Here is a 13,099-nt window from a genome sequence, read left to right on the forward strand (position 1 = left end):
CGGGGGGACGGGGCGTGGGGGAGACGGACATGGGGGACACTGGACGCCGCAGCACCAGCGATCCGTCCGTCTGTCAGGAGCCGTTCCCCATGTCCGCCTCGCCCTCGTCCGACCCGACCCGGCGACTCGCCTACTACGCCCTCGCGGTCTGTGTCCTCTCCGTCGCCGCGGCCGTGGTCTCCTTCGTCCAGGGCAGCTGGCTGGGGATCGTGTGGGTGCTGCTGGCCGGTCTGTCGTCCAACATGACCTGGTACTACGCGCGGCGCGGCCGGACGCGCGGCAGGTCCGGGTCCGTCACCGGCTGACGGTGCAGAACTGGTCGGCGCTTTCCCAGAAGCGGTAGAGGTTCTGGCCGCAGTAGCGCTGCAGGTCGTCGATGCCGAGGCCGCCCAGGATGGAGTAGATCGCGTCGAAGAACGTCGTGTTCACCGACGGGATCCACAGCACCGCGAACACGGCGAGCAGGCCGAACGGTGCGAAGGGCTCCACCTGGCGGCGGACGCCGTACGACAGCCAGGGCTCGATCACGCCGTAGCCGTCCAGGCCCGGGACCGGCAGGAAGTTCAGGATCGCGGCCGTGACCTGGAGCAGCGCGAGGAACGCCAGCGCGTACTGGAAGGCGGGCGGCACGCCGTCCAGCGCGTGCAGCCAGAACGGCGCCGTGCACACCACCGCGAACAGCACGTTCGTCAGCGGGCCCGCCGCCGAGATCAGGCTGTGCTTCCAGCGGCCCTGGATGCGGCCCCGCTCGATGAAGACCGCGCCGCCCGGCAGACCGATCCCGCCCATGATCACGAAGATCACCGGCAGCACGATGCTCAGCAGCGCGTGCGTGTACTTCAGCGGGTTGAGCGTCAGGTAGCCCTTGGCGCCGATCGAGATGTCGCCGCTGTGCAGGGCGGTGCGCGCGTGCGCGTACTCGTGCAGGCAGAGCGAGACGATCCACGCGGCCGTCACGAACAGGAACACCGCCACACCGGGCTGCTCGGCGAACCCGGTCCACGTCGCCCACCCCGTCACCGCCATCACGGCCACGATCCCGACGAAGACGGGGCTGATCCTCCGGTCGCTGCGACGGGACGCGGCGGTGGTCATGGGACTCCCTGGACTGGTACGCGTGTGCTGGGCCTGCCCGACCGTACCGGGCTCGGACGGAAAACGTCTCGCGATCGGTCGTTGGTTCCGGAGAGGGTGGGCCCACGGTCGTACGGGGACGGGGACGGGGACGGGGGCGCCCGACTCCCGGACCGGGCGGGGGCCCCGGCCCGGCTCGCCGTACCCGAAGCCCGCACTTGAAGTCACCGGAGACAATGGACCCCGTGCGCTACCGCATCCTCGGAACCACCCAGGCACTCCGCACCGACGGCACGGCCGTCCCGGTCGGCGGGGCGCGACTGCGTGCTCTGCTGACCGTGCTCGCGCTGCGGCCGGGCCGGGCCGTGCCCGCCGCCGTCCTGGTCGACGAGGTGTGGGACGACGACCCGCCCGCCGACGCGCCCGCAGCGCTGCAGGCGCTGGTCGGAAGGCTCCGCCGGGCGCTCGGCGCGGGCGTGGTGGACTCGGTCGACGGGGGCTACCGGCTCGTCGCGACCCCCGACGACATCGACCTGAACCGTTTCGAGCGGCTCGCGGGGGAGGGCGCACGCGCGCTCGCCGACGGCGACCCCGCGAAGGCGGCCGTGATCCTCGACGACGCCCTCGCGCTGTGGCACGGGCCGGCCCTGGCCGACCTCCCGGACCGCACCGCCGAGTCGGCCCGCTGGGAGACCCGCCGCCTCGACGTGCGCCGCGCCCGCCTCGGCGCCGCCCTGGAACTCGGCCACGCCGAACAGTCCCTGCCCGAGCTCACCGCCCTGTGCGACCTCCACCCCCTGGACGAGCCCCTGCACGCCCTGCGACTGCGCGCCCTGCGCGACGCGGGCCGCCCCGCCGAGGCCCTGGCCGCCTACGAGTCGCTGCGCGCGCTGCTGGCCGACCGGCTGGGCTCCGACCCCGGCCCGGAGCTCCGCGCGCTGCACGGAGAGCTGCTCCGCCCGGCCGATCCGACACCGCCCCCACGGCCCCCGGCGCACGCGGGCGGCACCGACGTCCGTGGGCCCGCGCGACACACCCCGGCGCCGACCGAGGGCACCCCCGCACCCGCGTCGCACGTCCCCGCGGCCGGGGGAGGTCCCGCTGCCCCCGTCGCGTCCGCGCCCCCCGGCAACCTCCGCGCCCGGCTCACCTAGTTCGTCGGGCGTCAGGCCGACATCGACACCATCCGGGGCGACCTCGCCTCGGCACGGCTGGTGACCCTGCTCGGCCCCGGCGGCGCCGGGAAGACCCGGCTGTCGCAGGAGGCGGCGGAGGCCGTCGCGTCCGGGGCCAGGGACGGAGTGTGGCTGGCCGAACTCGCGCCGATCGACGACCCGAAGGCCGTGCCCGACGCCGTACTCACCGCCGTCGGAGCCCGTGAGACGGTGCTGCGCGGCGCCGGCGCCGAGGAGATGCGGGCCGCCTCCGACCGGCACGACGACCCCCTCCACCGGCTCGCCGAGTACTGCTCCAAGCGCGACATGCTGCTCATCCTCGACAACTGCGAGCACGTCGTGGAGGCCGCGGCGCACCTGGCCGAGGAGCTCCTGGAGCGGTGCCCGGGGCTGACCGTGCTGGCCACCAGCCGTGAACCCCTCGGCGTTCCGGGGGAGTTGCTGCGGCCCGTGGAACCGCTGCCGGAGCCGTTCGCGCTGCGGCTGTTCGCCGACCGCGGGGCCGCCGCCCGGCCGGGCTTCCGGATCGACGCCGACGCCGGGACCGCCGAGGCCGCGGCGGAGATCTGCCGCCGCCTCGACGGCCTGCCGCTCGCCATCGAACTCGCCGCCGCCCGGCTGCGGATGCTCACCCCGCGGCAGATCGCCGACCGGCTCGACGACCGGTTCCGGCTGCTGACCTCGGGCAGCCGTACGGTGCTGCCGCGCCAGCAGACCCTGCGGGCCGTCGTCGACTGGTCCTGGGACCTGCTCGACGGGGACGAACGGGACGTCCTGCGGCGGCTGTCGGTGTTCGCGGGCGGCTGCGACCTCGCCGCCGCCGAAGCGGTCTGCGGCCCGGTGGCCCTGGAGGCGCTCGGCTCGCTCGTCGACAAGTCCCTCGTCGTCGCGGCCCCCTCCGGCGACGGAGCGATGCGCTACCGGCTCCTGGAGACCGTCGCCGAGTACTCCGGTGAACGGCTCGACGAGTCCGGGCAGCGCTCCGCCGCCGAGCGCGACCACCTCACGTACTACCGGGAACTCGCCCGCACCACCGACCCCCAACTGCGCAGCACCGGCCAGCGCGCCGCGATCGAGCGGATGGAACGGGAGTCGGAGAACCTCAGGGCCGCCCTGCAGCGCGCCGTCGCCACCCGTGACGAACAGGAGGCGCTCTGCCTCGTCCTCTCGCTGGCCTGGTACTGGCAGATGCGCGACCTGAGGCTGATGGCCCGCCACTGGTCCGGTGAGGTCATGGCCCTCGGCCCCGACCCCTTCGCCGAGCCCCTGCGGCCGGTCCCCCCGCTGGCCGAGAGCTGCACGGACGCCCCGCCGCCGATGCGCCCCGAGATCCTCGACGAGGCCCGCCGCGGCCTGCATCTCGTCCACCTCGCCTGCATGGACATGGACATGGGCGCGTGGGAGACCCCCGAGGCCCAGGAGAAACTGCGCGCCATCAGCCGGACCTACAGCCCGGGACTGCCGCAGACCTGCCGCAGCCCCGGCAACCTCTGGTTCTACGCCGTGATCATGACCGGTGACATGGACCGGATGCGCGCCGTCATCGACGAGACCGTCCGCACCTGCCGCGAGCTCGGCTACGCGTGGGAGCTCGGCGTCGCCCTCCAGATGCGCGCCAACGTCCTCGCCAACCGGGCCACCTGGGCGGGCGACGCGGTCCGGGACGCGGACGAGGCGCTGGAGATCTTCACCCGGATCGGAGACGCCTGGGGGGCCGCCGAGGCGCTCTCGGCGCGCGGCGAGGCCCATGAACGCCGGGGCGCCTACCGGCTCGCGGCCGACGACTACTCCCAGGCGATGACGTACGCCGAAGGGCTCGGCGCGCACGCGCAGACGGCGGTGCTCAGCACCCGGCTCGGCGGCGTCCTCATCGAGTCCGGCGAGTCCGAGCGCGGTGAGCGGATGCTGCGGGACGTACTGGCCCGGGGCGAGGGCACACTGAACGAGGCCATGCCCGCCTCCCGGCTCTTCCTGTCGATGTGGCTGGCCCGCAGCGGCCGGGTCTCCGAGGCGCGCGAGCAGATGCGGCTGCTGCGCGCGGACTTCGAGGCCGTCACCTTCGTGGTCTTCGACGGATTCGTGCTGGGCATCGAGGCCTGGCTGGACGCGCTGGAGGGCCTGCACGAGGCCGCCCTGGTGAAGGTGCGCAAGGCGCTGGCGCGGGCGGCCGATCCGCTGTCGCAGGTCATCGCGCCGCATCTGACCTCCGCGCATCTGACCACCGCCGCCGTCGCCCTCACCGGGCTGGACGGCGGCCGTCGGGTGCGTGACGCGGCCGTGCTGCTCGGCGCGGCCGACCGGCTGCTGCCGCCGGGCCACTTCGTGGGTCCGATGGAGGACGAGGTGCGGGTCCGGGCCGAGGCCGGCGTGCGGGCCCTGCTGGACGACGGGGCGTACGAGGCCGCGTACGCCGAGGGCGGCGCGCTCTCCGTGGAGGAGGCCGCCGCCCTCGTGTGACGCGAGCCGGGGTCCCGGTCATGACCCGGGCGGACGTCAGCTCTTGGTACGGAACTTGTGGATCGCGATCGGCGCCATGACCACGGTGAGTCCCGCAGTCCAGGCGAGGGTCACCCACAGGCTGTGCGCGACCGGGCCGCCCACCATCAGGCCGCGCGTGGTGTCCGCGAGCGTGGACAGCGGGTTGTAGTCGGTGAAGGAGCGCAGCCAGCCGGGCATGGTCCGGGGCGGCGAGAAGATCGACGAACCGAACTGCAGGGGCATCAGGACGAGGAAGCCCATCGCCTGCACCGACTGGGCGTTCTTCATCGTCACACCGAGGACCAGGAAGATCCACATCAGGGCCGAGCCGAAGAGGACGGAGAGCCCCACGGAGGCGAACAGGCCCGGCCAGTTGGTGATGTGGAAGCCGACCAGCACGCCGACGATCATGAGGATCGCCGTCGCGACCAGCATCCGCATCAGCTCCACCACGATCTTGGCGAAGAGCACCGAGCCCTGGCCGATCGGCAGGGTGCGGAAGCGGTCCATCACACCGGTCTGGAAGTCCTGGTTGAAGCCGGTGCCGACGGCCGTCGCGATGTTCATGGCCGTCATCGCCATCAGACCGGGCACCACGTACTGCACGTACCGGTCCTGCCCGCCGCCGAGCGACTGCCCGATGGAGCCGCCGAAGACGTACACGAACAGCAGGGTGAAGACGATCGGCATCAGGACGGCGTCGAACATCGACTCCGGGTCCTGACGGATCCACAGCAGGTTGCGGCGGACGAGGGCGCCGATGTGGCGCGCGTGCGCCCGGGGTGAGATGCGGGGGTCGCCCTGGGCGGCGAGGGGGGCATCGGCGACGGCGGTGCTCATGCGGAGACCTCCTCGTAGGCGAGGGCGGGGGACGGGTCCTGCGGGGCACTGGCCCTGTGGCCGGTGAGGGACAGGAACACCTCGTCCAGACTGGGCAGTTCGGTGGAGATGGAGGCGATCGTGATGCCGCGCGCGCTGACCGCGCCGACCACGGCGGTGAGCTGTTCGTCGCTGAGGATCGGCACCACCACGGTGCCGGTCTCGATGTCCACGGCCGAGGCCGCGAGACCGGTGAGGCCCAGCTCGTCGAAGAGGGCGGCCAGCGGACGCAGCTCCAGCGGGTCCAGCGGGCGGATGCGCAGCGTGCGGCCGCCCACCCGTGCCTTGAGGTCGTCGATGCGGCCGTTCGCGATGACCTTGCCGCGGTCGATGACCGTCAGTTCGGAGGCCAGCTGTTCGGCCTCCTCCATGTACTGGGTGGTGAGCAGCACGGTCGCGCCGTCCGCCACCATCCGCTTGACCTCCTTCCACACCTCGTTGCGGGTGCGCGGGTCCAGCCCGGTGGTCGGCTCGTCCAGATAGAGGACGGACGGGTTGCCGATCATGGAGGCGGCCAGGTCGAGACGGCGGCGCATACCGCCGGAGTACGTCGAGGTGGGGCGCTTGGCGGCGTCGGTGAGGGAGAAGCGCTCCAGGAGCTCGTCGGCGCGCCGGCGGGCCTCCTTGCGGGGCAGGTCGAGCAGCCGCCCGATCATGTACAGGTTCTCCCAGCCGGGGAGCTTCTCGTCGACCGAGGCGTACTGGCCGGTGAGGCCTATCACCCGGCGCAGCTGGCGGGGCTGGGTGAGCACGTCGTATCCGGCCACCGTCGCCCGCCCGGCGTCGGGGGTGACCAGGGTGGACAGGATGCGGACGAGGGTGGTCTTGCCGGCGCCGTTGGGACCGAGCACGCCGAGGACGGTGCCTTCGTGGACGTCCAGGTCCACGCCGTCCAGTGCCTTGGTCTCGCCGTAGTGCTTGACCAGTCCCCGCACGGTGACGGCGCTGCGGGCGCCGCCGCCGGGGTTCTTGTCGATTCGCGTCATGGCCACAAGATGTCAGTGCCCACCGACAAACCGCCTACAGGGTGCCTACAGCGCTCCGCGGTCATCGACAGGCCGCCGACAGCGGCCGCCGACAGGGGTACGCACCCCGCCGTCCGGGAACGGCGACAGCCCGCCGACGGGGGAAGTTCGGCGGGCTGTCTTCGTGCCGCAATGGCTCGGTGGGGCCTGGTGAGGCTAGTGGACGGAGTGCTCCTCGAGGGGGAACGTCCCGCCGACGACGTCGTCGGCGAACGCGCGGGCCGCGTTGCCCATGACCGCGCGCAGATCGGCGTACTGCTTCACGAACTTCGGCACCTTGCCACCGGTGAGGCCGAGCATGTCGGTCCACACCAGGACCTGCGCGTCGGTCTCCGGGCCCGCGCCGATGCCGACGGTCGGGATGTGCAGGGTGCGGGTCACCTCGGCGGCGAGCTCCGCCGGGACCAGCTCCAGGACGACGGCGAACGCGCCCGCGTCCTGGACCGCCTTGGCGTCGCGCAGCAGCTGCTGGGCGGCTTCCTCGCCGCGGCCCTGGACGCGGTAGCCCATGGAGTTCACGGACTGCGGGGTCAGGCCGATGTGCGCCATGACGGGGATGCCGGACTCCACGAGCAGTTCGATCTGGCGGTGCGAACGCTCGCCGCCCTCCAGCTTCACCGCGCCGACCCCGGCCTCCTTGACCAGCCGGGTGGCGGAGCGCAGGGCCTGCACCGGACCCTCCTGGTACGAGCCGAAGGGCAGGTCGCCGACGATCAGGGCGCGGCTGGTGCCGCGGACGACCGCGGCGGACAGCATCGTCATCTCGTCGAGGGTGACGGGCACGGTCGTCTCGTACCCGAGGTGGCAGTTGCCGGCCGAGTCGCCGACGAGCATCACCGGGATGCCGGCCTCGTCGAAGACGGACGCGGTCATCGCGTCGTAGGCGGTGAGCATGGGCCACTTCTCGCCGCGCTCCTTGGCCGCGGTGATGTCGCGGACCGTGATGCGGCGGGTGCTCTTGCCTCCGTACAGCGCCTTGCTGCTGTCGGTGGTGGCCCGCGCACCGTCCACGGGCTGCTTCGGGGCAGTAGAGAGCTGCGTCATCGCAACGGCTCCTTCGGTCATCTCGAGGCGCCCTGACGGCGTCCCCGGATCCCCTCCATGGTGGCACCTCGTGCCACCGGGGGCCAGACCGGGTCGAGCGACACGCGTCTCATCCTCCGCCCCCGGGATCCGCCTTTCCGTGGATTCGTCCCCCGCGGCCCGGTGCTCCGGGGCCGGTTCCTGGAGGTTCGGGGCCGGTTCCGGGGGTTCGGCTCTCCGGGTTCGGCCCGCGTGCCGTGCGCCCCGCCGACCACCCGTCGACCGTCCGCCGTCCGGCCGCAGACCGTCCGCCGGTTCACCCGTCGGTCGAGCCGCTTCGACCCGTCCGTCCGGTTGGTACCTGCCGCTTCGTAAGGTCTCCGTAAAGGATTTTCGATACGAGACGGTTCCGTATCGAATCTCGTTACGCTCCCGCCCATGACAACTCCCGCTGCCCCCGCCGAACGGCGTGTGCCCGAAGCGGTGCATCGGCGCCGCTGGGCCATTCTCGGCGTGCTCATGCTCAGCCTGTTGATCGTGGTCCTGGACAACTCGATCCTCAACGTCGCGATCAAGACGATCTCCACCCCGGCGCCCACCGGACTCGGCGCCACCCAGAGCGAGCTGGAGTGGGCCATCAACGCCTACACGCTCGTCTTCGCCGGGCTGCTCTTCACCGCGGGCCTCCTCGGCGACCGGCTCGGCCGCAAGAAGGTCCTGCTCGCCGGTCTGGCCGTCTTCGGAGTGGGCTCGGCACTGGCGGCGGAGTCCGGCTCGCCCGTCCAGCTCATCGTCTTCCGCGCCGCCATGGGCTTCGGCGCGGCCTTCGTGATGCCCGCCACCCTCGCCGTCCTCATGAACGTCTTCGAGCGCGAGGAGCAGCCCAAGGCCATCGGCATCTGGGCCGGCGGTGTCGGCCTCGCCATCGCCATCGGCCCGATCACCGGCGGTGTGCTGCTCGCCCACTTCTGGTGGGGCTCGGTCTTCCTGATCAACGTGCCGATCGTGGTCCTCGCGCTCGGCCTGATGTTCTGGCTGGTCCCCGACTCCCGCGACCCGAACCCCGGCCGCGTCGACCTCGTCGGTGTCGTCCTGTCCGTCATCGGGCTCGTGCTGCTCGTCTACGGCATCATCAAGGGCGGCCAGCTGGCCTCCTTCACCGACGCGACGGTCCTCGCCACCATCGGCGCCGGAGTCGCCGTCCTCGTCGCCTTCGTCGTCTACGAGAAGCGCAGCGACCACCCCTCCATCGACGTCACGTACTTCAAGAACAAGGTCTTCTCGGCCGCCATCGCCGCCATCGCGCTCGTCTTCTTCGCGCTGATGGGCGTGACCTTCTTCTCCGTCTTCTACACCCAGAGCGTGCGCGGCTACTCACCGCTGAAGACCGGTGTGCTGATGCTGCCGCTCGCCGCCGCCCAGCTCATCTTCGCGCCGCGCGCCCGCCTCGTCGTCGACCGCATCGGCAACCGGGCCACCTGCACGGGAGGCCTGCTGCTGCTCGCCGCGATGCTCGGCGCGTTCGCGACACTGAAGGCGGACACCCCGATCTGGCTGCTCGAGGTCGTCTTCTTCCTGATGGGCACCGGTATGGCGCACATCATGACCCCGACGAGCGTCGTCATAATGCAGGCCCTGCCGCGCGAGAAGGCCGGCTCCGCCTCCGCCCTCAGCAACGTCTTCCGCCAGGTCGGCGGCGCCCTGGGCATCGCGGTCCTCGGTTCGGTCCTCTCCGCGGCCTACCGCAACGGCATCGAGGACAAGCTCTCCCTCCTCCCGCCCGGCCTGCGTCACACCGCGGGCGAGTCCATCGAGGCCACCCTCGGTGTCGCCGCCAAGCTCGGCCCCCGGGGCGACGCCCTCGTTACCCCCGCCAACGACGCCTTCCTGCACGCCATGCACGTGACCGCCCTGTGCGGCGCGGGCGTCGCGATCGTGGGCGCCGTCATCGTGGCCCTGTTCCTGCCGGGCCGTCCGCCCACCCGCCAACAGGACGAGGACCGGCCGGAGTTGGTGACCGCGGAGCACTGACGGAAGGACGCGGCGGGGGCACCTCCACGCATCGGCACCGGGTGCCCCGCGGGCCGTACACGCCGTACACCGGGACGAACCACCACGGCAGGACGAAGGAACGGAGCGACACGTGAGCCTCGCGGACAGCCGGGCCAGGCACGACGGTTCCCCCCGGGGACGCCCTCGCAGCGAGGCCGTGGAACGCTCCATCATCGAGGGCGCGATGAAGCTCCTGGAGGACGGTGTCCCGCTCGCGGACATCTCCATCGAACGACTGGCCCGCACCGCGGGCGTCGGCAAGGCGACCATCTACCGCCGCTGGAGCGGCAAGGAGGAACTCTTCGTCGACGTCATGCGCGCCACCGAGCCCCCGGACGCCGAACTCCCGGGCACCTCGATGCGCGACGATCTGATCGCCCTTCTGGAACCGCTGCGCCAGCGGGGTCTGGCCAGCCGCTCGTCGGCACTGCTGCACAACGTCTATGCCCAGATAAAGACCAGCCCGAAGATCTGGGCTGCCTACCAGGCGACCGTCATCGAACCGCGGCGGCGGACCACCTTCGAGGTCCTGCGCCGCGGACAGCGCGACGGCGAACTCCGTGACGACGTGGACATAGAGGTCATCAACGACCTCTTCGTCGGGCCCATGCTGGTGCGTGCCGTGATGCGCCCGGACGCCGAACTCCCCGAGGACCTCGCGGAGCAGATCGTCGACACGGTGCTCACGGGGCTCCGCCCGCCCGGACGTTAGTCCATTCGTTCGCCATTGGTTCACCCGGCCGACGGGTGGGCCGAATGTGCGCGTTTCGTCACAGAGGGCGCGCTCCACCCCCGATTCGGAACTCCTGACCCCGAGTTGTTCGTCCTCGTGCCCGTACGGCCGTCATGTGACGGCAGGAACGAGACCGATCATCCCCTAGGGTCGTAACCGCGGGGCTGACGGTGTGCACGGCAGGTTGTGAGGCGACGGTATGGCGCAGGCGTATATGACGGAGACGGGCAGCGGCGGCTCGGGGCCCGAGCGCCGAGGACCCCGGCTTCGACGCCTGTGGGACAAGTGGCGCGGCGACCGAGGCATCTGGCGCCGCGGCCTGATCCTCGCGGCGCTCGCGCTGCTCCTCGCGCTGGTGATGCTGCTGCACGCGCAGATCCCGAACCGGATCGGCAACCTCGGCAGTCTCACCGAGACGTTCCTGCCGTGGCTGGGCCTGTTCGTCCCGGTCCTGCTGGTCCTCGCGCTGGTACGGAAGTCCGCGAGCGCCCTGATCGCCGTGCTGCTCCCCGCGATCGTCTGGCTGAACCTCTTCGGCGGGCTGCTCGTCGACAGGACCGGCAGCGGCGGCGACCTCACCGTCGCCACGCACAACGTCAACGCGGAGAACCCCGACCCGTCCGGCACCGCACGTGACGTGGCCGCCTCCGGCGCCGACGTGGTGGCCCTGGAGGAGCTGACGGCGACGGCGGTCCCGACGTACGAGAAGGCGATGGCCGCCACGTACAGGTACCACTCCGTGCAGGGCACCGTCGGGCTGTGGAGCAAGTACCCGCTGACCGGGACCAGGCCCGTGGACATCAAGCTGGGCTGGACGCGGGCGATGCGGGCGACGGTGACGACACCGGACGGCGGCGTCGCTGTGTACGTCGCGCACCTGCCCTCGGTACGGGTGAAGCTGGAGGCCGGGTTCACCGCCCGCCAGCGCGACCGCAGCGCCGACGCGCTGGGCGAGGCGATCGCCGACGAGCCGCTGAAGCGGGTCGTCCTGCTCGGCGACCTCAACGGCACGATGAACGACCGCGCGCTGAACGGCGTCACCTCGCAGATGCGCTCCACGCAGGGCGCGGCGGGCAGCGGCTTCGGGTTCAGCTGGCCGGCGTCGTTCCCGATGGCCCGGATCGACCAGATCATGGTCAAGGGTGTCGAGCCCGTGACCTCCTGGACGCTGCCCGAGACCACCAGTGACCATCTCCCGATCGCCGCCCGGGTGAAGGTCGCGGCAACCGGTTCTTAACCTGCTGGAATACTGGGCCTGAGAGAGTTTGTTCCATAGCTGAACTTAAGAAGCCCGTGCACACCGGTGTGCACGGGCGCCTCCGTGCGTGCCGGACGGCCCCCGGCTCCGGCCGGCCCGGTCCCCTCCGCCCCGCCCGTCGGCTCGTCCCTGCCTCACCCCGCTCCACCTCTCCGCTCCTTTGAAAGGCCCCTTCATGCCCCTGGCCCTGCTCGCCCTCGCCGTGGGCGCCTTCGGCATCGGCACCACCGAGTTCGTGATGATGGGCCTGCTGCCCGACGTCGCGGACGACCTCCACGTATCCATCCCCACCGCGGGACACCTGGTCTCGGCGTACGCGCTCGGCGTGGTGATCGGTGCCCCGCTGCTCGCGGCGGCCACCGCCCGGATGTCCCGCCGCACGGTCCTGATCGGCCTCATGGTCCTCTTCGTCGCGGGCAACGCGCTCTCCGCCCTCGCCCCCGACCAGCACTGGCTGCTCGCCGCGCGCTTCCTCAGCGGTCTGCCGCACGGCGCCTTCTTCGGCGTCGGCGCCGTCGTCGCCACCGGCCTCGTCGCGCCCGAGCGCAAGGCGCGCTCCGTCTCGCTGATGTTCCTCGGGCTGACCGTCGCGAACATCGCCGGGGTGCCGGTGGCCACCTTCATCGGCCAGCACTTCGGCTGGCGTGCCACCTTCCTCGGGGTCAGCGTGATCGGTCTGGCGGCGATCGCCTCGCTGGCGCTGCTCATCCCGCACGACCACACGCACGCCGCCACCGGCGGCCTGCGCGGCGAACTGGCGGCGCTGCGGTCCCTCCCCGTCTGGCTGGCGCTGGGGACGACGGTGGCCGGCTTCGGCGCGCTGTTCTCCGCGTACAGCTACGTCACCCCGATGCTCACCGAGTCCGCCGGGTACGCCGAGTCCACCGTCACGCTGCTGCTCGCCCTGTTCGGCGTCGGCGCGACGGTGGGCAACCTGGTGGGCGGACGGCTCGCGGACCACTCCCTGCGCGGCACGCTCTTCGGCGGTCTCGCGTCCCTGGTCGTGGTGCTGGCTCTCTTCCCCCTTCTGATGGCCTCGCAGTGGAGCGCCGCCCTCGCCGTCACCCTGCTCGGTACGGCCGCGTTCGTCACCGGCTCACCGCTCCAGCTGATGGTCATGGAGAAGGCCTCCGCGGCCCCGTCGCTGGCCTCGTCCGCGAACCAGGCCGCGTTCAACCTCGCGAACGCGGGGGGTGCGTGGATCGGGGGGCTCGCGCTGGCGGCGGGCTTCGGCGCCACCTCCCCGGCGCTCGCGGGAGCCGCCCTCGCCGTGCTCGGCCTCGCCGTCGCCGGGACGGCGTACACGGTCGACCGCCGCCACCGGGCCGCCCAGGCGGTCACCCCCGGCCGTCTGGTCGCCGCTCACGTCCCCGACCGGCCGGCGGCCCTGCGCCGCTGAACG

Annotated in this window: 9 protein-coding genes and 1 pseudogene; 6 read left to right on the forward strand and 4 right to left on the reverse strand. The window is 72.1% G+C overall.

Going from position 1 to position 13,099, the window contains the following annotated elements; all coding sequences use genetic code 11:
- Nucleotides 1–89: 89 nt before the first annotated feature.
- On the forward strand, nt 90–305 hold the full coding sequence (locus OG199_RS29215; protein WP_402172236.1) for a hypothetical protein: 216 nt from the start codon (nt 90–92) through the stop codon (nt 303–305).
- Here OG199_RS29215 and OG199_RS29220 read toward each other — a convergent pair.
- On the reverse strand, nt 295–1,095 hold the full coding sequence (locus tag OG199_RS29220) for a site-2 protease family protein (protein WP_356800850.1): 801 nt from the start codon (nt 1,093–1,095) through the stop codon (nt 295–297). The two genes, OG199_RS29215 and OG199_RS29220, sit on opposite strands and share 11 nt — an antisense overlap.
- A gap of 215 nt (nt 1,096–1,310) precedes the next feature.
- Between OG199_RS29220 and OG199_RS29225 the strand changes: the two are divergent.
- Nucleotides 1,311–4,706: pseudogene (locus OG199_RS29225) on the forward strand (AfsR/SARP family transcriptional regulator).
- Nucleotides 4,707–4,742: 36 nt separating this feature from the next.
- Here the strand turns inward: OG199_RS29225 and OG199_RS29230 are convergent.
- The 3 genes from OG199_RS29230 to panB form a co-directional block, all read right to left on the reverse strand.
- Nucleotides 4,743–5,567 carry an ABC transporter permease gene (locus OG199_RS29230; protein WP_356800852.1) on the reverse strand — a complete coding sequence of 275 codons (825 nt, stop codon included), beginning with the start codon at nt 5,565–5,567 and terminating at the stop codon, nt 4,743–4,745.
- Complete coding sequence (locus OG199_RS29235) at nt 5,564–6,592, reverse strand: ATP-binding cassette domain-containing protein (RefSeq protein WP_356800853.1); 1,029 nt, start codon at nt 6,590–6,592, stop codon at nt 5,564–5,566. The genes OG199_RS29230 and OG199_RS29235 overlap by 4 nt, the downstream gene beginning before the upstream one ends.
- A gap of 195 nt (nt 6,593–6,787) precedes the next feature.
- Nucleotides 6,788–7,675, reverse strand: a complete 888-nt coding sequence (gene panB, locus OG199_RS29240) for a 3-methyl-2-oxobutanoate hydroxymethyltransferase (protein WP_356800854.1) — start codon at nt 7,673–7,675, stop codon at nt 6,788–6,790.
- A 417-nt stretch (nt 7,676–8,092) separates the two neighbouring features.
- Here panB and OG199_RS29245 point away from each other — a divergent pair, with 417 nt between their 5' ends.
- The 4 genes from OG199_RS29245 to OG199_RS29260 all read left to right on the forward strand — a co-directional run bounded on the left by OG199_RS29245 (nt 8,093) and on the right by OG199_RS29260 (nt 13,096).
- On the forward strand, nt 8,093–9,685 hold the full coding sequence (locus OG199_RS29245) for an MFS transporter (protein WP_405831997.1): 1,593 nt from the start codon (nt 8,093–8,095) through the stop codon (nt 9,683–9,685).
- 112 nt (nt 9,686–9,797) lie between these two features.
- Nucleotides 9,798–10,418 carry a TetR/AcrR family transcriptional regulator gene (locus OG199_RS29250; protein WP_356800856.1) on the forward strand — a complete coding sequence of 207 codons (621 nt, stop codon included), beginning with the start codon at nt 9,798–9,800 and terminating at the stop codon, nt 10,416–10,418.
- Nucleotides 10,419–10,638: 220 nt separating this feature from the next.
- Entirely contained in the window at nt 10,639–11,676 is a 1,038-nt protein-coding gene (locus OG199_RS29255) for an endonuclease/exonuclease/phosphatase family protein (RefSeq protein WP_401798817.1), read from the forward strand.
- Between the two features lie 196 nt (nt 11,677–11,872).
- A complete protein-coding gene (locus OG199_RS29260) occupies nt 11,873–13,096 on the forward strand; it encodes an MFS transporter (protein WP_405832000.1) in 1,224 nt (407 codons plus the stop codon).
- Nucleotides 13,097–13,099: the final 3 nt, after the last annotated feature.

Origin of the sequence: Streptomyces sp. NBC_01176 (genome assembly GCF_045039825.1) — a bacterium.
Lineage (GTDB): Bacteria > Actinomycetota > Actinomycetes > Streptomycetales > Streptomycetaceae > Streptomyces.